Annotated in this window: 21 protein-coding genes and 2 pseudogenes; 13 read left to right on the top strand and 10 right to left on the bottom strand. The window is 67.8% G+C overall.

Annotated elements, in window-relative coordinates; all coding sequences use genetic code 11:
* Positions 1-58: 58 nt before the first annotated feature.
* Positions 59-217 carry a hypothetical protein gene (locus E3O46_RS18225; protein WP_166787437.1) on the top strand — a complete coding sequence of 53 codons (159 nt, stop codon included), beginning with the start codon at positions 59-61 and terminating at the stop codon, positions 215-217.
* 173 nt (positions 218-390) lie between these two features.
* On the opposite strand, the gene E3O46_RS06410 is transcribed toward E3O46_RS18225, so the two are convergent.
* Positions 391-756, bottom strand: a complete 366-nt coding sequence (locus E3O46_RS06410; RefSeq protein ID WP_134561376.1) for a DUF7882 family protein — start codon at positions 754-756, stop codon at positions 391-393.
* A gap of 143 nt (positions 757-899) precedes the next feature.
* On the bottom strand, positions 900-1,268 hold the full coding sequence (locus E3O46_RS06405; protein WP_134558537.1) for a hypothetical protein: 369 nt from the start codon (positions 1,266-1,268) through the stop codon (positions 900-902).
* Between the two features lie 333 nt (positions 1,269-1,601).
* Here E3O46_RS06405 and E3O46_RS06400 point away from each other — a divergent pair, with 333 nt between their 5' ends.
* The 7 genes from E3O46_RS06400 to E3O46_RS06370 all read left to right on the top strand — a co-directional run bounded on the left by E3O46_RS06400 (position 1,602) and on the right by E3O46_RS06370 (position 6,727).
* A complete protein-coding gene (locus E3O46_RS06400; protein ID WP_134450211.1) occupies positions 1,602-1,955 on the top strand; it encodes an ArsR/SmtB family transcription factor in 354 nt (117 codons plus the stop codon).
* Positions 1,956-1,969: 14 nt separating this feature from the next.
* Complete coding sequence (locus tag E3O46_RS06395; protein WP_134561337.1) at positions 1,970-2,950, top strand: SRPBCC family protein; 981 nt, start codon at positions 1,970-1,972, stop codon at positions 2,948-2,950.
* A gap of 56 nt (positions 2,951-3,006) precedes the next feature.
* A complete protein-coding gene (locus tag E3O46_RS06390) occupies positions 3,007-3,525 on the top strand; it encodes an O-acetyl-ADP-ribose deacetylase (RefSeq protein ID WP_134450213.1) in 519 nt (172 codons plus the stop codon).
* Between the two features lie 128 nt (positions 3,526-3,653).
* Positions 3,654-4,361: a histidine phosphatase family protein gene (locus E3O46_RS06385; RefSeq protein ID WP_134450214.1), complete on the top strand. Its 708-nt coding sequence runs from the start codon at positions 3,654-3,656 to the stop codon at positions 4,359-4,361.
* Between the two features lie 9 nt (positions 4,362-4,370).
* The gene (locus tag E3O46_RS06380; RefSeq protein WP_134450215.1) at positions 4,371-4,943 is read left to right on the top strand and encodes a DUF3090 domain-containing protein; all 573 of its coding nucleotides are present in this window, start codon (positions 4,371-4,373) and stop codon (positions 4,941-4,943) included.
* Entirely contained in the window at positions 4,943-5,731 is a 789-nt protein-coding gene (locus tag E3O46_RS06375) for an SCO1664 family protein (RefSeq protein ID WP_134450216.1), read from the top strand. The genes E3O46_RS06380 and E3O46_RS06375 overlap by 1 nt, the downstream gene beginning before the upstream one ends.
* Positions 5,732-5,776: 45 nt before the next feature.
* Complete coding sequence (locus E3O46_RS06370) at positions 5,777-6,727, top strand: pseudouridine synthase (protein ID WP_134450217.1); 951 nt, start codon at positions 5,777-5,779, stop codon at positions 6,725-6,727.
* 9 nt (positions 6,728-6,736) lie between these two features.
* On the opposite strand, the gene E3O46_RS06365 is transcribed toward E3O46_RS06370, so the two are convergent.
* Both E3O46_RS06365 and E3O46_RS06360 read right to left on the bottom strand, forming a co-directional pair.
* Positions 6,737-7,207 carry a GNAT family N-acetyltransferase gene (locus E3O46_RS06365; RefSeq protein WP_134450218.1) on the bottom strand — a complete coding sequence of 157 codons (471 nt, stop codon included), beginning with the start codon at positions 7,205-7,207 and terminating at the stop codon, positions 6,737-6,739.
* Between the two features lie 53 nt (positions 7,208-7,260).
* Complete coding sequence (locus E3O46_RS06360; protein ID WP_134450219.1) at positions 7,261-8,082, bottom strand: alpha/beta fold hydrolase; 822 nt, start codon at positions 8,080-8,082, stop codon at positions 7,261-7,263.
* A gap of 124 nt (positions 8,083-8,206) precedes the next feature.
* Between E3O46_RS06360 and E3O46_RS06355 the strand changes: the two genes are divergently transcribed.
* The gene (locus E3O46_RS06355) at positions 8,207-9,577 is read left to right on the top strand and encodes an NAD-dependent succinate-semialdehyde dehydrogenase (RefSeq protein WP_134450220.1); all 1,371 of its coding nucleotides are present in this window, start codon (positions 8,207-8,209) and stop codon (positions 9,575-9,577) included.
* Positions 9,578-9,633: 56 nt separating this feature from the next.
* Here E3O46_RS06355 and E3O46_RS06350 read toward each other — a convergent pair whose 3' ends face one another.
* Positions 9,634-10,485 carry a Cof-type HAD-IIB family hydrolase gene (locus E3O46_RS06350; RefSeq protein WP_134450221.1) on the bottom strand — a complete coding sequence of 284 codons (852 nt, stop codon included), beginning with the start codon at positions 10,483-10,485 and terminating at the stop codon, positions 9,634-9,636.
* A gap of 156 nt (positions 10,486-10,641) precedes the next feature.
* Here E3O46_RS06350 and E3O46_RS06345 point away from each other — a divergent pair, with 156 nt between their 5' ends.
* Positions 10,642-11,424 (top strand): SDR family oxidoreductase, encoded by a 783-nt coding sequence (locus E3O46_RS06345; RefSeq protein ID WP_134450222.1) that lies wholly within the window; start codon positions 10,642-10,644, stop codon positions 11,422-11,424.
* A gap of 13 nt (positions 11,425-11,437) precedes the next feature.
* Here E3O46_RS06345 and E3O46_RS06340 read toward each other — a convergent pair whose 3' ends face one another.
* Positions 11,438-12,121, bottom strand: coding sequence for an ABC transporter ATP-binding protein (locus tag E3O46_RS06340; protein ID WP_134558527.1), 684 nt, complete (start codon positions 12,119-12,121; stop codon positions 11,438-11,440).
* Entirely contained in the window at positions 12,118-13,188 is a 1,071-nt protein-coding gene (locus tag E3O46_RS06335) for an FtsX-like permease family protein (protein WP_134450224.1), read from the bottom strand. The genes E3O46_RS06340 and E3O46_RS06335 overlap by 4 nt, the downstream gene beginning before the upstream one ends.
* A 224-nt stretch (positions 13,189-13,412) precedes the next feature.
* Between E3O46_RS06335 and E3O46_RS06330 the strand changes: the two genes are divergently transcribed.
* The 3 genes from E3O46_RS06330 to E3O46_RS06320 all read left to right on the top strand — a co-directional run bounded on the left by E3O46_RS06330 (position 13,413) and on the right by E3O46_RS06320 (position 16,131).
* Positions 13,413-14,654, top strand: coding sequence for a sensor histidine kinase (locus E3O46_RS06330; protein WP_134450225.1), 1,242 nt, complete (start codon positions 13,413-13,415; stop codon positions 14,652-14,654).
* Positions 14,651-15,274 (top strand): response regulator, encoded by a 624-nt coding sequence (locus tag E3O46_RS06325; protein ID WP_134450226.1) that lies wholly within the window; start codon positions 14,651-14,653, stop codon positions 15,272-15,274. The genes E3O46_RS06330 and E3O46_RS06325 overlap by 4 nt, the downstream gene beginning before the upstream one ends.
* Before the next feature lie 365 nt (positions 15,275-15,639).
* Entirely contained in the window at positions 15,640-16,131 is a 492-nt protein-coding gene (locus E3O46_RS06320) for a hypothetical protein (protein ID WP_134450227.1), read from the top strand.
* A 29-nt stretch (positions 16,132-16,160) separates the two neighbouring features.
* Here the strand turns inward: E3O46_RS06320 and E3O46_RS06315 are convergent, their stop codons facing one another.
* From E3O46_RS06315 to E3O46_RS06310, 3 genes and pseudogenes are all read right to left on the bottom strand, one after another.
* Complete coding sequence (locus tag E3O46_RS06315) at positions 16,161-16,919, bottom strand: EAL domain-containing protein (protein ID WP_166791031.1); 759 nt, start codon at positions 16,917-16,919, stop codon at positions 16,161-16,163.
* A 99-nt stretch (positions 16,920-17,018) separates the two neighbouring features.
* A pseudogene (locus E3O46_RS18975) lies at positions 17,019-17,123 on the bottom strand (hypothetical protein); the annotation flags it as partial.
* A 139-nt stretch (positions 17,124-17,262) separates the two neighbouring features.
* A pseudogene (locus tag E3O46_RS06310) lies at positions 17,263-18,507 on the bottom strand (PAS domain-containing protein); the annotation flags it as partial.
* Between the last annotated feature and the right edge of the window lie 44 nt (positions 18,508-18,551).

The raw sequence follows: 18,551 nt of genomic DNA, 5'->3' as shown, positions 1-18,551 counted from the left end.
CGCTGGTTGCCCCAGACCCCGGCAGCTCCGTTTTTCTCGCAAGTCAAGGGAGCAAAAAATGAATCTCTTTGTCATCGTCGCCATCATCGCGGTTGTCTTGCTGGTGGTGGGTGGTTTCGTTCAAGCCCTCCAGTTCCTGCTCTGGGTTGGTGCAGTCCTCCTGATTATCGCGATCATCGGGTGGGTCCTTCGCGCCGTCAGGGGAAGCAACCGCTGATTCGGCTGACCGACCCGGCCCGTTAGTCGGGCGATCGACCACCCGGAGCAGCTCGCGTCATGTTACGTCGAGTCGCTCCGGGTGGCCGACGAAGTCGGTGCCCGACGGGTAACCTTCCCCGTGGTGAGCGCCCAGCCCAGCGCTTGGACCGTCTTACTCAGCCAGGGGACGGGTCACGGGCGAGGGTGCGAGTTTCGCTGATGTAGCTGCCTCGACTCGGCGTCACCAGGAGCAGCGGGCGCAGCCGGTTCTGCGACTATGCGCAGGCCGGCCGGCGTGTTGGAAAGGCCGACCAATTGCTCCAACCAGGCCCGGTTCAGGTGCGGTTCCTGACTGCCGGCGAATTCGAATTGGAGCGGTACGGCCGGGTTGAGCCAGATTGAACTGCGACCGCTTCCCGATTCCGGCGACTTCTCCCAGGAGAACGTGAAGCTCTCGCCGCGGCGCAGCTTCGCGATGATCACGACCTTCAGGTGAGCCAGGGTGCGATCGTCAATCTCGACCGACATGGCCGGGGTTCCGTAAATGAATTTACCCACGGGAAACCTCGTTTGATCGGGAGAATGGGAATACATCGACGACAGGGCGGAGGTGAGGGCAACAGCGCTTTGGTGGACGATTATTCTGATCATAGGCCGAAGCGGCCGCGGTGCATATTGAGAAACCCCGGTCTTCTCCTGATTCAGGTCGTGGCGCCCTGCCCCAGTCCGCCATCGATGTCCAGGATTGCCCGATTGAAGTCTTCCGCCCCCGTTTCGGCGGCGGGGGACGGCTCGGTCACGGCGACCGGTCTGCTGGTCGGAAAGACCGGAACGGGAAAAAGCTCGCCTTCGTCGCCGGTTGGCAAGTTCTCGGCATCGGCCACCTCGAATTGGCTTGCCGGACCGAACAGGAACGTGTGCGTAGTCGTAGCCCCGTTCGTCTCACGAACGGGTATGTCCACGGTCAGGCTCCCCGCGCCCGGATCCAGGTGCGTCGCGAAATCCAGTAGGGCCGCTGTAACGGCATCACCGGTGACAATGGACCCGCCTGCGTACGTGATGCGCTTCATGACACGAATATAGCGGGGCCGGCGTTGGAATCGTCCTGAACGTGACACGATCTGAGGAGGTGAGCCCGATGCACGCACCGTCCACTCTGCGTGCTCCTTTCGCGTTCGCGATCGCGCGGCTGACGTAGCCGTCGCGGGAAGCGCGCCGAACACCTGCTCGGCGCCGCGAAGGGGTGCGGCTCGAGTTCAACAGTCCACCCTGCGACGAGCCGTTCCAAGGCATCATCGATCAGGTACTCCGCGTCAACACCATAGTGAGCCGTTCCGAAACCGGTCAAGGCGAGCGCGGTGACCGCTTGCGCGATTCGTTGTGGCTGGGTATCGTACAATCAAATGGTTGTATCAGAGCTTTCTGAACAGGATGTGAACCGCCTCTTCCGCGCCCTCGCAGACGCGACGAGGCGGGATATCGTGCGCCGCACGCTGGTCACCGACATCTCGGTGTCGCAGTTGGCGGACTCCTACGAGATGTCCTTCGCGGCCGTCCAGAAACACATTGCCGTGCTGGAGGAGGCCCATCTCGTGACGAAGGCAGCGCGGGGCCGTGAGCGGATGGTACGGGGAAACCTTGATCGCATCCGTCAGGCCCAGCGCCTGCTCGACCACTTCGAGGAGCTCTGGCGTTCGCGCATCGACCGCCTCGACAGCCTGCTCGCGGAAGACTCTCCGGCTACACCTGACACCTAACCGAAAGGATCATCATGCCCGTCACCTCCGTCGAGAAAGACCTCGACCAGCTCACGATCACGATCGTCGCCGACTTCCCTGTGCCCCTCCGCCGGCTCTGGGATGCGTACACGGATCCACGCCAGATCGAACGGTTCTGGGGCCCGCCGACCTATCCGGCCACGTTCTACCGGCACGACGCTCTGACCGGGGGACGCAGCGTGTATGCGATGACCGGGCCGGAGGGCGATACGCACTACGGCTGCTGGGACTGGACCTCGACCGATGCTCCCCACGCGTTTGAAGTGCTTGACAGCTTCTCGGATGCGGCGGGTGTGCCCAACGCCGACCTCCCCACCACCCGAATGGACTTCGCTTTCGAGGAGACGCCCGGCGGCAGTCGCCTGAAGACGACGTCGTACTTCGGCTCCCTCCACCAGATGCAGCAGCTCATCGAGATGGGAATGCTCGAAGGCACCCGCCAGGCGATGGCCCAGATCGACCAGGTGCTGGCCGACCTGGCGTCATTTGCCGCCGACCACCTGGCGGAGGCGCAGATCCTCAGCGACACCCAGGTGCGAGTGGCACGGGTGATCCGCGGCACCGTCGACCAGGTGTGGCGGGCCCACAACGATGCCGCGCTCATGAAGCGCTGGCTCCTGGGACCGGACGGTTGGTCGATGCCCGTCTGTGAGATCGCAACAGCCGTCGGTGACAGCTACCGCTACGAGTGGCAGCGGGACGGCGGCGAGGAGCGATTCGGCTTCACCGGTGAGCTCCTCGAGTCGGTCGAACCGCACCGCGCGGTCACGACCGAGGCGATGATCGGGACGGACTTCCCGGCAACGCTCAACGAGCTGACCCTCACGGAAGTCGAGGGCGGAACCCTGCTCTCACTCGTCATCACCTACGCCAATGCGGAGCAGCGTGACGCGGTGCTTGCTACGGGCATGACCGGCGGAATGGAGACCAGCTACCAGCGCCTCGAGGGGCTGTTGCAGCCGACGCTGGCGTAGCTCCAGCCGTATCAGCCTCGTGCGTCTCCCGTGCACGAGGTTGGTAACGTCGGATCATGGCACTCATCGAGCTGGTCCGAGGCGACATCACGGCGCTGCCCGCGGACGCGATCGTCAACGCAGCGAATCACACGCTGCTCGGGGGCGGGGGAGTGGACGGCGCGATTCACCGGGCCGGAGGCCCGAGCATCCTTGCGGAATGTCGCCGGTTGCGTGCCACGACGCTGCCGGACGGGCTGCCGACCGGTGCCGCCGTCGCGACTACGGCGGGGCTCCTCCCCGCCCGGTGGGTCATCCACACCGTCGGCCCGATATGGGCGAAGACCCTCGACCAATCGGACCTGCTCGCCTCCTGCTACGTCGAGTCGCTGCGGGTCGCCGACGAACTCGGCGCCCACCACGTGACCTTTCCTGCGGTGAGCGCCGGCGTCTACGGGTGGCCGATGGACGACGCGGCGCGTATCGCCGTCGAGACGGTGGCCGCGAGCTCCACGGCCGTGGATGTCGTCACGTTCGTGCTGTTCAACGCTCACGCGATCGACGCGTTCCGGTCGGCACTGGCCCGGCTGCGCTGAGAAGAGTCGGCGACAGGCCGAGAGCCAGCCGGCACCTCATCCTCGCATCACAGCGGGGAGGGCACTCCGCACGCATCGGCGCCCGATGGGTTCGGCGACTCGGGCCGCCGACTCCCTAGGCTGTACGCATGGCCACAGTCATCCTCGTGCGGCACGGCCGCACCACCGCGAATGCCGACGGACTCCTGGCAGGGCGATCTCTCGGGGTCGGACTCGACGCGATCGGGCGCACCCAGGCCGCGAGCGCCGGCGAGCGGCTCTCCGTCGTGCCTCTGGTCGGCGTGGTCTCGAGCCCCCTGCAGCGATGCCGGGAGACCTCCCGGCTGATCCTCGACCTGCAGGGCGGCACTCCCTCGACTCCCGTTGACGAGGACATCACCGAGTGCGACTACGGCGACTGGCAGGGCCGCACCCTGATCGACCTCGCCCAGGAGCCCCTGTGGCCGGTGGTGCAGGCGCACCCCTCTGCGGTCGTCTTTCCCGGCGGCGAATCGATGGCCGCCATGCAGGCGCGGTCGGTCGCGGCCATCCGGCGCCATGATGCGATCTTCGAAGCCGAGCATGGTCCCGGTGCGGTGTGGGTCGCGGTGAGCCACGGCGACATCATCAAGTCCGTCCTCGCCGACGCACTCGGGATGCACCTGGACCTGTTCCAGCGGATCAACGTCGGACCAGCATCCGTCTCGATCGTGCGCTACGGGCCCCATCGCCCGAGTGTCCACGCCATCAACACCGACGCAGGCGACCTGTCCTGGCTGGCGGCGGCCGGCCCGGTGGCCGATGCGCCGGTCGGCGGTGGGGCCGGCACTGAGCGGCCGCAGGAAACCGGAGCCTAAAATATCCCCATGCCTACAATCCTGCATGAGTTCGACTGGCCGGACCGGGTCGTCGTCGGTACCGTCGGCCGGCCGGGGTCGCGCACGTTCTATCTGCAGGTGCGCAGCGGAACCCAGATCGTCAGCATCGCCATGGAGAAGCAGCAGTCGGCGCTCCTCGCCGACAGCATCGACGAGATCCTCGATCAGCTGATGTCCACCGAGGGAAATCCCTTCAGCGTCCCCACCACGACACCTGTGGAGCTCGTGGACAACGAACCGCTCGAGCAACCCGTCGAGGAGGATTTCCGCACCGGAACCATGACCCTGGGCTGGGACCCCTCGACCGTGCAGATCGTGATCGAGGCCTTCCCGATCGTGGTGGTCGACGAGGAGGGCCTCGGAGACGACCCCCTCGCCGTCGTCGATGCCGCAACGGCCGACCCCGAGCAGATGCTGTTGCTGCGGATTCCGGTCGGCACGGCCAGGGCCTTCGCGAAGCGCACCCACGAAGTCGTCGGCGCCGGGCGCCCCCTCTGCCCTCTCTGCGGTGACCCCATCGACCCGGACGGGCACGACTGCGTGCTGCGCGACGAGCCCTGATGACGCCGGGCTCCGGCGAGCTCGAGGCCGGCGGGCTTGAACGCGGTGAGCTCGAACTCACGGGCCGCATCACGACCGCCTCGAACGCGACATTCCTCGGCAGCATTGGCGGCGTCCCGGTGGTCTACAAGCCGGTCGCCGGCGAGCATCCGCTCTGGGATTTCCCCGACGGGACCCTCGCGAACCGGGAGGTTGCGGCATACCGGGTCTCCGAGGCCTTCGGGTGGAAGGTCGTACCCCGGACCTGGCTTCGTGACGGTCCGATGGGCCCGGGGATGGTGCAGCTGTGGCAGGACGCGGATCCCGAACAGGACGCCGTCGACCTGGTGCCCTGGGAGATCGGGCCGGGCGCTGGCTGGCGCCGCGTCTTCGACGGTCGCGACGAGCAGGACCGGGCGGTCACGCTCGTGCACGAAGACTCGGTCGCGCTGCGCCGGATGGCCGTGTTCGACATCGTCGTCAACAATGCCGACCGCAAGGGCAACCACATTCTCGCCATGCCGGATGGCCACCGGCACGGCGTGGACCACGGGTTGACGTTCCACGTCGAGCACAAGCTGCGCACGGTGCTGTGGGGCTGGCTGGGCGATGCCCTCAGCGCCGAGGAGCTCGACGGGGTCGACCGGGTGCGCGCGGGGCTCGACGGCGACCTCGGTGTCACCCTCGGGGAACTGCTCGACGCGGACGAGCTCGAGGCCCTGGCCGCCCGCTGTGACCGGCTGCGGGCGGCGGGCCGGTTCCCCGCCCCGCGCGGCCAGATGCCCGCGGTCCCCTGGCCGCTGTTCTGACCCTGCGACCCTGACCTGTGATCGTCGGGTGGGTACGATCAGTGGATGCCCCCGCGTTCGCCCCTTCCGCAACGTCACGGGCTCGACGCGGCCTGGGTCTGCACCCCGGAGCGCGACCCATCCCGGCCGAAGCCGTGGCCGACCATGGGCGCCTGGCTGGCAGAACGGTTGGCCGGGTTCGTCGACGTGGCCGGGTTGCTGGCCGCAGAGCGCTTCGCCTACGAAACGGGCACGCCCGTCGGTACCAGCGACCCCTACCGGCCGCACACCTTCGTCTGGTTTCATCGTGATCTCGCCGCGGAGGCGGTCGTGCCAGGGACCATTCATGTGATCCACCGCGACGAGCGGCTCGTCGTGATCGACAAGCCGGCCTTCCTCTCCACGATCCCGCGCGGCCGGCACGTCGTGCAGAGTGTTGTCGTGCGCCTGCGCGCCGAGCTCGGCCTGCCAGAGCTCTCTCCGCTGCATCGGCTGGACCGGGTGACATCGGGGCTGCTGGTGCTGGCGACCGAGCGGCGCTGGCGCGGGGCGTACCAGTCGATGTTCCAGCGCGGTGAAGTCCACAAGACCTACCGGGCCCTGGCCCCGGCCCGACCGGGGCTTGAGTTCCCCGTCACCGTCCGCAACCACCTGCTCACCCGGCGCGGCCACTGGCAGGCCGAGGTCGTGCCCGGGGCACCGGTCAACGCCGAGTCGCTGATCGAGCTGGAGACCACGCTCGGCAGTGCCGCCGTCTACCGGCTGACGCCGAGCACGGGACGCACCCACCAGCTGCGGATGCACATGCTGGGCCTCGGCATCCCGATCATCGACGACCCGCTCTACCCTGTGGTCCAGGACGTCGCCATCGACGACTTCTCCCGGCCGCTGCAGCTCCTGGCGAGCGAGGTGAGCTTCACCGATCCGATCGACGGGCATCCGCGCCACTTCGAAGGAGTGCGCAGCCTGCCGGTGCTCCCGGAGACTTGTGCCCCGGAGACGGGTGCCTCGGAGTGAGCGGGTGGCTCAGCCGAGGGTCTTCTTCATCTTGATCGATGTCGTCTCGTAGTCCAGCGTCTCGTAGAGCCGCCGCGCCACCGTATTGAAACCGAAGACGCTCAGGCCGAGGGTCCTGGCGCCGTGGGACTTCGCGAACTGTTCCGCGAGCAGCATGGTCTCCCGGCCCAGCCCCTTGCCACGTTCGTCCTCGTTGATGGAGATATCCCAGACCCACCAGTCCGAATCGTCCTCACCCTGGGCGCGGCCGATCCAGAGGTAGCCGACCGGGCGGCCAGGGCCGTCGTGCACGTCGAACACGTACTGACCGGATGCCGGTTGTCCGCCGGGGAAGGAATTTCCGAGACTCCGGGCGGCGAGCCGATGAGCATCTGAGGGGGAGCGGCCGAGGCTGATCAGATCGGATGCGTACTCCTCCGCGCTGCGTCGCAGCCATTTCGGAAGACGTTTGGGGGACAGGGGTTCCAGGGTGACGGGCACGAGCCGAGCCTATCCGTCGGCCGGTGCCCGGTCACACCGTTCGTGGGGGGGAGCTAGGTCGCGAGGAAGGCGAGGATGTCCTGGTCGAGCTCCGCCTGGTAGTCGCCATAGATGCCGTGGGGCGCGCCGGGATAGACCTTGAGGGTGCCGTTCTTGACCAGCTCGATCGACTTCAGTGCTGCGTCCTTGATGGGAACGATCTGGTCGTCGTCTCCGTGGGCGATGAAGATCGGTACCTCGAGCGCTGTGAGGTCTGCGGTGAAGTCGGTCTCCGAGAACGCCTTGACGCAGTCGTAAGCCGCGGCGAGGTTCACCAGCATTCCCTGGCGCCAGAATTCGCGCTTGGCACCCTCAGAGACCGCGCTTCCGGGCCGGTTGGCCCCGAAGAACGCTTCGGTGAGCTCGATGTAGAACTGGGACGAATCGCTCAGGACACCCGCACGGATGCCGTCGAACACCTCGATCGGAAGGCCGTCGGGGTTGCTCTCCGTCTTCACCATGAGCGGCGGCACCGCGCCGGCGGTGATGACCTTGGTCACCCGGCCGACCCCGTGCTGCGCCGCATAGCGCACCACCTCGCCGCCGCCCGTGGAGTGACCGATCACGGCGAGGTTCTTGAGGTCAAGCGACTCGACGAGTTCGGCCAGGTCGCGGGCATACGTGTCCATGTCGTTTCCGGTATACGTCTTCGCTGAGCGACCGTGCCCACGGCGGTCGTGTGCGATGGCACGGTACCCGTTGTCGGCGAGCAGTTTCACCTCGACCTGCCAGGCGTCGGACGAGAGCGGCCAGCCGTGGCTGAGGAGGACCGGCTGTCCTTCGCCCTGGTCGGTGTAGTAGATCTCGGTTCCGTCGGATGTGCTGAAGTACGGCAAGAGGGATCTCCTTCAAAGAATCGTCGGAATGAAAATGACAGGATAGCCCGGCCTCGTGAGCCCTGCCCGGACCGGTATGCTGCGAGTGCGTTCGGCGTTAACGAGGACACCCAGGGAGAAATTCATGAACAAGTACGTTGTCACCAACCCCGCCACGGGGACGAGCGGCCCCAGTTTCACGCTGGCAACCGACGACGAGGTTTCGGACGCGATCGGCGTGGCGGACCGCGCCCACACGGAGTTCTCGCGCCGCACATCCGTCGCGGAGCGGGCGGCACTCATGCAGCGCGTCGCCGACCTGCACACCGAGCGTCGCGAGCACCTGGCCGAGCTCATCGTGCGCGAAATGGGCAAGCCCGTCGAGCAGGCCCTCGGTGAGGTCGACTTCTCCGCCGACATCTACTCCTACTACGCGACTCATGGCGAGGCCTTCCTCGCCGACGAGCCGATCGAACTGCTGGGCGGCGAGGGCACCGCGTTCATGCGCAGCGCGTCCCTCGGCGTTCTCCTCGGCATCATGCCGTGGAACTTTCCCTACTACCAGGTCGCCCGTTTCGCCGGCCCGAACCTGGTGCTCGGCAACACCATCCTGCTCAAGCACGCCTCGCAGTGCCCGGAATCCGCCGCCGCCATCGAAGAGATCTTCACGGATGCCGGGTTCCCCGCCGGCGCCTACCGCAACCTCTACGCGTCCAACGCCCAGATCTCCGACATCATCGCCGATCCCCGGGTGCACGGCGTCTCCCTGACCGGGTCGGAGGGGGCAGGCGCGGCCGTCGCGGAGGTCGCCGGCCGCAACCTCAAGAAGGTCGTGCTCGAACTGGGCGGATCCGACCCGTTCATCGTGCTCAGCGCGGACGACCTCGAGGAAGCCGTCGACGCTGCCGTCGCGGCCCGCCTGGACAACTCCGGGCAGTCCTGCAACGCGGCCAAGCGTTTCATCGTCATCGACGCTCTCTTCGACGCCTTCACCGAGAGCTTCACCGCCAAGATCACCGGCAACGTGCCGGCAGACCCGACGTCACCGGAGACGACACTGGGACCGCTCTCCTCCCTCGGCGCCGCCGAAAACCTCGAGGAACAGCTCCAGCGGGCGGAGGCCCAGGGCGCCACCGTCGTTGCCAGGGGAACGCGGGACGGCGCCTTCTTCTCGCCGACGGTGATCACCGGGGTCTCCCCGCAGAGCGACGCCTACCGGGAAGAATTCTTCGGCCCGGTGGCCGCGATCTACCGTGTGCAGGACGAGGCGGAGGCGGTGCAGGTGGCCAACGACATCCCCTACGGCCTCGGTTCCTACCTCTTCACGACCGACCCGGAGCAGGCACTGCGCGTCGCCGACCAGATCGAGGCCGGGATGGTGTTCATCAACGGGTCGCTCCTGGACAGCCCGGAACTCCCCTTCGGCGGCGTGAAGCGGTCCGGCTTCGGCCGGGAACTGGGACGCTTCGGGATCGCAGAGTTCGCCAACCGCAAGCTCATCCGCATCCTGAAGTAGTCACTCGTGCCTCGGCCGGGTCCCGATCGGGCCCGGCCGACACGGGGCGTGCCAGCTCAACGAGCGCCCAGCATCAGGCCGGGAAAAGCGGCGAGGATGCTGGTGACGACACCGTCATCGTCGTTCGACGGAGCGAGGTGGCGGGCACGGGCACGGATGCTCGGGTGCGCATTGGCCATCGCGTAGGACTCTCCGGCGGCGTCGAGCATCTCGGCGTCGTTGAGGTAGTCGCCGAACGCCATCGTCTGCTCCCGGGTGATCCCGAGTTCGCGCTGGAGGCGGATCAGCGCCCGCCCCTTGTTGACCCCTGGACGCATCACATCGACCCAGTGCTCGCCCGAGACCACGACATCGGCCTCGAGTCCGAGGCCGCGCAGGGACGGCCCGGTGTGCTCTTCCGCTGAGGCGAAGTCGTAGATCGCGAGTTTCACCACCTCGTCGTCGGAGGACGCGGCGAGGACATCGTCCACGATCGCCAGGGCCTCGTAGTACGGCTTGACCCTGGCGAAGTACTCGGCGTCGGTGCGCTCGATATACGCCGTTCGCACCCCGCACACGACGATGCCCACGTCGGAGCCCGTGGCGGCCGCGGTGCGCACCCACTCGACGATGGCGGGGATGACGGACAAGACTACGGGTTCCAGTGCGATGCTCGTGCCGTCGCGAACGACGTTCGTGCCGTTCTCGGCGATGAACACGAGGCCCTCGCGCTCACCGAAGGTTTCCCGCAGGGTCTGGTACTGGCGTCCACTGGCAGGGGAGAACATCACTCCGGCGCGGAGCAGCGCCTCGAGCACGGGCCAGAAGCCGTCGGGCACCCGGCCGGAATCATCGAGGAGAGTGCCGTCCATGTCCGAGACGATCAGGCGGATATCGGCGGGTTCCTGGAGGTGAGTCACCCTTTCCATTATCGGGGACGGCGCGGGGTGCGGTGACCGTCGACAGTGGGCCGGCCCCGTGCACCCCGTTCCGGCGCCCTGCCCGGCGCCCTTGTGTGCTCCCGGTCGTGGGGGCACCATGCATCGTGGACACCGTGCCCGATTCACCGTCGAAAGGTCGTTCCCATGCCTCGTACCTCCGTTGTGACCGGCTCGGCAAGCGGCATCGGGAAGGCAACCAAAGAACTTCTCATGGAGCGCGGTGAGACCGTCATCGGCGTCGATATCCATGATGCGGACGTGGTCGTCGACCTGTCCACCGCGGCAGGGCGCGCGTCCCTCGTCGAACAGGTGAGCGACCTGAGCGGCGGTGCGATCGACGCCGTGCACGCCGTTGCCGGTCTGGCTTCGCCGACGGCCACCACCGTGGCCGTGAACTACTTCGGAACCATCGCGACGCTTGAGGACCTGCGCCCCCTGCTGGTCGGCTCGGCCGCCCCCCGCGCCGTCGCCGTCTCGTCGATGGCCTCGCTCTTCCCGCCGGACGACATCCTGCTCGCCGCACTCCTCGCCGGCAACGAAGCGGATGCCCTGGCCCGCGCCGCCGAGCTCGAAGCGGGCGGCGAGGAGCTGGGAGCCTTGATCTACGGCACGACCAAGCGCGCCCTGGCCCGGTGGATCCGCCGGAACGCTGCGACGGACAACTGGGCCGGCGCCTCGATCCCCCTGAACGCGGTCGCACCCGGGGTCGTGGACACCCCGATGACCTCCGACATGATCAAGACGCCGCAGCAGCGCGAGGCGATGGCCACGATGGTTCCGATGCCCCTCAACGGGATCTTCGAACCGCGCTCGGTCGCCTACCTCCTGGCGTGGCTCGCCGGCGAGGAAAACGCCCACCTGTGCGGTCAGGTCATCTTCATCGACGGCGGTTCGGATGTGGTCATCCGGGGGGATGCGACCTGGTAGCGACACCGGGCGTTCACCGTGTCGTGAGCGCGCCGTCGACCATCGAATGCACCGAGGTCATCAGCGGGAGCAGGCGCTGGTCGTGGGTGACGAGGATCGTGGCGGTGTCGAACTCCGCTGTCAGCCGCAGAATCAGGGCCAGGATGCTCGAACCGCGTTCCTGGTCCAGCGCACTCGTGGGCTCGTCGACCACCAGTGCGCTCGGCTCATTCATCAGTGCCCTGGCGATATTGACCCGCTGGCGTTGCCCTCCCGAGAGTTGCGCCGGATGCTTGGCGGCGTGATCGGCGAGGCCGACGGCATCCAGGAGCTCCCTGGCCCGCGCCCGTGCGGCGTTGCGGGCACTGCGACCCCGGCGGGGTCCGTCGAGTTCCCCCATCACAACAAGCTGCTCCTCTGCGGTCAACGACGGGATCAGGTTCGATTGCTGGAAGACGATGCCGATGCTGTCCCTTCGCAGCTCCGCCCGTTCGGCGAGGGAGAGGGCGGTCGCGTCCACGTCATCGACGTGCAGGGTTCCTGCATCCGGGCTGATCAGGGTCGAAGCCACGGCGAGCAGGCTCGACTTCCCCGATCCGGATGGGCCGGTGATCCCGACCACGGAACCGCGATCGACCGTGAGGCTGACGTCGTCGACGGCGGTGATCCGCCGGTCGCCGTCCGGGAAGCTGAGGGTGATGTGGTCAAGGCGGATCATCGGTTGCTCCCGAGGGCGGTGAGGGGGTCGGCGGTGGTGACGGAACGGAGCGCGAAGGCCGCGCCGGCGAGACCCAGCGCGATCATCGCCGCACCGGGAAGGAGGGTCGTCAGGGGACTGATCACAAACGGCAACGCGGTGCCGGCCAGTGCGCCGAGCAGGGCGGTGAGCGCGATGCCGAGCCCGACGCCCACGATGAGGACGAGGGCGGCCTGGCCGAGAGCGTCGCCGACGAGCATCCGGTTGGACGCACCGAGCGCCTTGAGGACTGCGACGTCCGGTTGGCGTTGCATGCTCCAGACGGTGAAGAACGCGCCGACCACGAGGGCGGAGATGCCGAAGAGCATGGCCACCATCAGGAGCAGCGAGCCGATTTCGGAGCGGAATGCCGACAGGGCCGTCAGCGATTGCAGGACGCCGGCCGAGGACGTGCCGGTCGCCGTGTCCGCGGCGGACCAGTCGGTTCCCGAGGCGGTCACGGCCAGGACGGTCGCGTATGCGCCGGGGCTGCCGGTCGTGGCGGCGAGCTTCTGCCAGTCGGTCAGGGCCAGCCAGCTGACCGGCGTGTGCGAGTACCAGGTGTCGTCGGTGACCCGGTCGACGACGAATGTTGAACCCAGGATGGTGACCGAATCGCCTGCCCCGATGCCGAGTTTCGCAGCGGCCGTCCGCGGCAGGGTCAGGTGCCCGCTCGCGGGAGCGCTGCCGGAACCGAACCCGGAGGCGCTGCCGAACAGCGCGACGGCGACCTGGTTGTCGCCGGCCGATACCCTCTGCTGGCTGATGCCCAGGGGGTGCACGTCCCGGACCCCGGCCTGGTCTCGCCACCGGATCGCATTCGCTTCGGTCACAGCGGAATCGGCGAAGCTGCGTTCGGAGTCCGCGACCGGGGCAGAGAAGACGATCCGATCGGCGCCGAGGCCGGTGATCGCGGAGATGTTCTGGTCGGCCAGGCCGCCGGTCAGGCCGGACAGGAATCCGACCAGCAGGGTGATCAGGGTCACCACGGTTCCGATGAGGACGAATCGCCCCCTGGCGAATCTCAGATCGCGCCACGCTACGTACACAGAGGACTCCTTTTCACGCCGGTCCCGTCACTGGACCGGCTGCAGATGGCGAGCCCGTGCCCGCCACTGACCACTCTGCCGAGAACCGAACGCCCGGTCATCGTGCACCCGAACGGTCATTCCGGGACGAAGGGCGGAGCATCCGCTACACCTTTCGAAGGATGCCGTCCCGGCCTATTCCCCGTACGGTGGACTGGTGATCGCCGAGTGAGAGAAGCAACGCCATGACCGCGCACGGCTCCGGACTCGACTCCGTCTTCCTGGGTCTGCGCGTGAGCCTGCACCTGTTGGTGCTCGGCCTCGTCGTGCTCGTGGTCGCGATGGCCGGGCAGGCGGGGATGCCCGCCGCGGGAGTCATCATCTGCCTTTCCGCCGTGCTGCTCGGAACCTATGCCACCGGCACACTCGTCGCATACAACCTCCCGAGCCGTTCCCTGCCCGGGTGGGCACTGGCCTGGACGGCCGCGCTGAGCCTCGAATGGGTTGTCCTCACGGTTTTCAGCCCAGAGGCCATCTACCTGCTCTTCCCGCTCTTCTTCATCTACCTGCACCTGCTTCCCGGCTGGACGGGCCCCGCAGCAATCGCCCTCGCGACCGGGATCGCGATCGTCGCGTTCGGCGTGCATCGCGGATTCAGCGTGGGCGGCGTGATCGGTCCCGTGATCGGTGCCGTGGTCGCCGTCGTCATCGGGCTCGCGTACCGGTCGCTCACCAGGGAAGCCCGGGAGCGGGACCTTCTGATCGCCGAGCTGCAGGACACCCGAACCCAGCTCGCGGCGGCCGAGCGGGCCGCGGGAGTGCTCGACGAACGCGGCCGGCTGGCGCGCGAGATCCATGACACGGTGTCCCAGAGCCTCTCCAGCATCGTCCTGCTGCTGCACGCTGCCGAGCGCTCCGCCGATTCGAGTGCCGCCGTGCGCATGCGCGTGGGCCAGGCCAGGGATGCCGCGACTCAGGCCCTCGGCGAGACCCGTTCTTTCATCGACGAACTCTCGCCACCGGCGTTGCGGCAGACCACGCTGGTCGAGGCGCTCCGTCGGCTTGCCGCCGAGACGGAGGCGGCCAGCGGAGTACCGGTCAACGTCACGATCTCCGGGGACATCGGCCTGTTGCCGACCCGGCTCGAAACGGCCCTGCTCCGGATTGCGCAGGGGTCGCTGGCCAACGCCGTGCAGCATGCCCGGGCCGGCCGGATCGACCTCACGTTGAGCCGGCTCGATTCGGAGGTCATTCTGGACGTGGTCGACGACGGAGTGGGGTTCGACCCCGAGTCCGGCCCACAGGCCGTTCCCGCTGCCGTCGTACCCGCTGCCGTCCCCACCGCTCGCAACACCTTCGGCCTGCACGCCATGCGGGAGCGGGTCACCGAGCTGGGCGGGACGCTCACGGTCGAGAGCACGCGCCCGGATGGCGACCGGAACCGGCACGGGACCAGCGTCGTAGCCAGCTTCGAGCTCGCCCGATGACCATCCGGGTGCTGATCGCAGACGACCATCCCATCATGCGAACCGGGCTGCTTGCCCTGTTGGACACGGAACCGTCGATCACTGTCGTCGCCGCGGTCGGTACGACCGCCGAAGCGCTCGCCGAAACCGTGCGCCTGGGCCCTGACGTCGTGCTGATGGACCTGCAGTTCCAGGGCCAGTTCGAGGGCGCCGCGGCGACGCAGCGCATCCGCGCGCTCGACAACGCGCCCGCCGTGCTGATCCTCACGAACTATGACGCCGAAAGCGACATCGTCACCGCGATCGAAAGCGGCGCCGCCGGATACCTGCTGAAGGACACCCCGCCGGACGATCTCATCACTGCCGTGATCGCCGCCGCCTCCGGGCAGTCGGCACTGGCACCGGCCGTGGCCACCCGGCTGCTCGCCCGGGTGCGCGACGCGCAGTCGGCGCTGAGCATTCGCGAACTCGAGGTCCTGACCCTCGTGGCGGCCGGGCACAGCAATGGCGACATCGCGCGCGGGCTGCACCTGAGTGAGACCACCGTCAAGTCGCATCTCGCCCATATCTTCCCCAAGCTCGGTGCGACGAGTCGCACGGCGGCGGTTGCGGCAGCGCGCGAGGCCGGGCTCATCCGCTGATTCAGCCTTCGGGTGGCCTGCCTGCTCGTCAGGGGCGTGGCTGCCGCCTGCCCGACTCTTAACGGACTATGTTGAAAAGGTGAACAACGGGTGAACGAAGCCTGATCGATCGGTGAACGTGAGCTGGTATCGATGAGCGTTGGGGCTTCGCGGGTCCGTCACGCCGACCGGATCCCTCACGGTGCTCCGGGCTTCCGAGACCGGAGTACCCCACGAGAGATGCGCAGCGCGACAGTAGCCAGTCGGTTCGAGCCCGGCTCCTCATCGTCGGTAGTTTCTGCGTCGCGACGGCGGTCGTTTCTGCGGTCTGTGTCTTCGGAGCCGGCCAGCACCTGAGCGCAACGTCGGCAGGACCGGGTTCCGTCGTGACCGTGGCGGCCGGGACTCTCCCTGACGCAGCGGAGTCGGTGGATGGCCTGGACAACTCCCATGACTCCGGGATCGAGCTCAGTGTCGATGTACTCTCCTCCCCGTCGATCGTGGACCAGGGCGCTGGCCCGGTCCAGCCTCGATCGTCGATGGGCGACGACTTCACGTCCACCGTCACGATCGCCGGCCGGCAGCCCGAGATCGACCTGTGTTCCGGGCTCGTGGACACGACAGCCTGGTACGGCACGCCGATGCTCGTCGAGCACTGGGGCTGCGGTGGCGAACTCTTCCCGCGGTGGACCGGGGCGCAGGTCCGCCTGGCCGGCATCGACGCCGGCGTCTACCGGGTGACCGGTGTGATCGGCTCCCTGAGCGCTGGCACCGCGATGGTCAGCGACGTTCCGCGTGGCCACGACCTCGTCTTTCAGACCTGCCTGAACGGCGACAGCACTCACATGGTCCTGGTCGGGCTATCCAGGATCGGCTAGACCTGCTCGCGTCGTTCGGGTCGTTCAGGCTATTGGGCTCGCCCGGCCTGTCCGGGCCAGGGCGCCGGCCGGCCGAAGAGATAGCCCTGCCCGTGCAGCCAGCCCTGTGACAGCAGGGTCCGCGCCTGCGTCTCGGTCTCGACGCCCTCGGCGACACCGGTCAGGCCCAGGTGCGCGACGAGCCCCGCGAGGTCTGCCGCCAGGGCATCTGCGCCGCGGTTGCCGTCACCGAGGCCCGCGACGAAGCTCGCGTCGAGCTTGAGTCCCGTGACCGGGAGGTCGCGCAACAGCGAGATGGAGGAGAACCCGGTGCCGAAATCGTCGACGTGCAGGCCGACGCCGAGATCGCGGACCGCATCGAGGCTTCCTGTGGTGGATGGCCGCAGTGACAGCACGGCCGTTTCGGTGACCTCGACGATGAGTCGGGACGGGTCGACGCCGTGGGTCCGGAGGGCCGACCGGAAGGTCTCGGCCCAGGACTCGTGGGCCAAGTCGACGGCGGACACGTTGACGCTGATCGTTGTCGCACCGTTGGGATCCGAGGCCAGGACGGCGCAGACCTGGTCGAGCACGTAGCGATCGATTCCGAGGATGAGCCGGGATTCCTCGGCGATCGGGAGGAACTCGGCCGGCGCAAGGAGTCCCCGCCCGGGGTGCTGCCAGCGGACGAGTGCCTCATAGCCGACGGTGGAGCGATCGAGGAGGGCGACGATCGGCTGGTAGTAGACGACGAAATCGCCCTTCCGCAGCGAAATGCGGATTTCGTCCTCGATGGTGAGCCGCTCCATCGCCTGGGAGTGCATCGTGTCGTCGAAGAACTGCCACCGTGCCCTGCCCGACTTCTTGGCCCGGAAGAGAGCGGAGTCGGTGTCCCGAAGAAGACTGGTGGCGGTGGAACCGTCCGTGGAGAGGGCGATTCCCATCGACACCGTCGGGATGATCCGGTGTCCGTGGATCGAGAGCTCGGTGCTGAGAGCAGCCGTGATGTTCACCGCGACACGTTCGACATCCGCGGGCTCGGATGCATTCGGAACGACGACGACGGTCCTGCTCGAGAACGCGGAGGATCCAGTCCCGGTTGTGCATCCCGGTCAGCCGGTCGTTGTGTGCCTGGAACAGCAGCTCCTCGCGGGACTCGTGCTCGGCCGTGACATCTTCGAGCTGCACGACCAAACGTTCCGGTGCGCCCGCACTGGTCCGGATCACCGACGCGGTCCGGCGGGCCCAGATAATGGCCCCGTCGGCCCTGACCATCCGCAATTCGCGGAAAGGAGCCCTGGCGGCGGTGGCGATCGTCAAGGCCCTGGCCTGGATCACGGTCGCCCTGTCGTCGGGGTGCACCAGCTCGTCGGTGCGCCTGGCGAGAAGCGAGGCCTCGTCGCGGAGGAGCATGGTGCACAAAACCTCGTTGACGACCTGGATGCGTCCGGTGAGGTCACAGAGGATCATTCCCGTCGTCGATGACGTCAGCACGGCCCGGAACAGCTCCTCCGACTTCTCGAGGGACTGCCGCGCGACGGTCTCCTCGTGCACGTCGCGCAGGGAAATCACCCGGCCGGTGGTCTGGCCTGCCGCGTCGTGGAGGTCGCGCGTGATGGTCGACACCCAGCGATAGGTGCCGTCACTGCGCCGAACCCGGAACGGACGATGGCGCCGCACGCCCTCGTTCTGGTTGGTGCGGGCCGCCAGCACGCCCGGCAGGTCGTCGGGGTGCACGAATTCGGCGGACATCCGATTCAGCAGGTCATCGTGCTTCCAGCCCAGCGCCTCTTCGAGGGAGGGCGACGCCCAGACATACCGGTCGGCGGAGTCGACCATGAGTACGACGTCGGAGGCGTTTTCGGCGAGCAGCCGGTAGGGCTGCTCCGAATCCTGCAGGGCCTGGAGGGCGAGGTGCTGCCCGGTCACATCCCGCCAGATCACGGACACGCGGTCACCGACAGGAGCGGCGTGGAAGTCGTACCACCGGTCCGGCCGGTCGCCGTGAGGTGAGGCGGCCCGGAAACCGTCGCGATGACAGGGGACACCCTGCTCGAGGACCTCCGCGCAGAGGTCGCCGAGCGCCCCGGAGATCGCCGCCGGCATGGGGTTGAGCAGCGAGCCGCCGATGAACTGCCCCTGCGGCATCCGGTGGAATGCACAGGCCGCGGGGTTGGCCTCGTCCACCACGAAGTCGATGATGGTCCCGTGGATGTTGCGCACCGCGTGGACGAGGACGTACGGGTCGCCCAGGCCGGCCAACGATGCCTGCAGGGTCCTCCGGTCGGTCCTCGCGGACGTCCAGGAGAGCGAAGGCGCCCACGGTCGCACCGGCCTCGTCGACGGCCGGAATCCCCGAGATCCTGAGCCAGGCCAGACGAGCCGGGTCGGTGTCATCGCCGGGAACGAACAATCCGATCAGGGTTTCTGCTACCGGCGCG

Origin of the sequence: Cryobacterium glucosi, from assembly GCF_004402235.1 — a bacterium.
GTDB lineage: Bacteria > Actinomycetota > Actinomycetes > Actinomycetales > Microbacteriaceae > Cryobacterium > Cryobacterium glucosi.
This window is presented reverse-complemented; position numbering and strand designations above follow the sequence as displayed.

Bases quoted from the DNA above. Each gene is read 5' to 3' on its own strand.
- E3O46_RS18225 (WP_166787437.1), top strand. From the start codon at position 59: ATGAATCTCTTTGTCATCGTCGCCATCATCGCGGTTGTCTTGCTGGTG.
- E3O46_RS06405 (WP_134558537.1), bottom strand. From the start codon at position 1,268: ATGAAGCGCATCACGTACGCAGGCGGGTCCATTGTCACCGGTGATGCC.
- E3O46_RS06400 (WP_134450211.1), top strand. From the start codon at position 1,602: ATGGTTGTATCAGAGCTTTCTGAACAGGATGTGAACCGCCTCTTCCGC.
- E3O46_RS06395 (WP_134561337.1), top strand. From the start codon at position 1,970: ATGCCCGTCACCTCCGTCGAGAAAGACCTCGACCAGCTCACGATCACG.
- E3O46_RS06390 (WP_134450213.1), top strand. From the start codon at position 3,007: ATGGCACTCATCGAGCTGGTCCGAGGCGACATCACGGCGCTGCCCGCG.
- E3O46_RS06385 (WP_134450214.1), top strand. From the start codon at position 3,654: ATGGCCACAGTCATCCTCGTGCGGCACGGCCGCACCACCGCGAATGCC.
- E3O46_RS06380 (WP_134450215.1), top strand. From the start codon at position 4,371: ATGCCTACAATCCTGCATGAGTTCGACTGGCCGGACCGGGTCGTCGTC.
- E3O46_RS06375 (WP_134450216.1), top strand. From the start codon at position 4,943: ATGACGCCGGGCTCCGGCGAGCTCGAGGCCGGCGGGCTTGAACGCGGT.
- E3O46_RS06370 (WP_134450217.1), top strand. From the start codon at position 5,777: ATGCCCCCGCGTTCGCCCCTTCCGCAACGTCACGGGCTCGACGCGGCC.
- E3O46_RS06355 (WP_134450220.1), top strand. From the start codon at position 8,207: ATGAACAAGTACGTTGTCACCAACCCCGCCACGGGGACGAGCGGCCCC.
- E3O46_RS06350 (WP_134450221.1), bottom strand. From the start codon at position 10,485: ATGGAAAGGGTGACTCACCTCCAGGAACCCGCCGATATCCGCCTGATC.
- E3O46_RS06345 (WP_134450222.1), top strand. From the start codon at position 10,642: ATGCCTCGTACCTCCGTTGTGACCGGCTCGGCAAGCGGCATCGGGAAG.
- E3O46_RS06340 (WP_134558527.1), bottom strand. From the start codon at position 12,121: ATGATCCGCCTTGACCACATCACCCTCAGCTTCCCGGACGGCGACCGG.
- E3O46_RS06330 (WP_134450225.1), top strand. From the start codon at position 13,413: ATGACCGCGCACGGCTCCGGACTCGACTCCGTCTTCCTGGGTCTGCGC.
- E3O46_RS06325 (WP_134450226.1), top strand. From the start codon at position 14,651: ATGACCATCCGGGTGCTGATCGCAGACGACCATCCCATCATGCGAACC.
- E3O46_RS06315 (WP_166791031.1), bottom strand. From the start codon at position 16,919: ATGGAGCGGCTCACCATCGAGGACGAAATCCGCATTTCGCTGCGGAAG.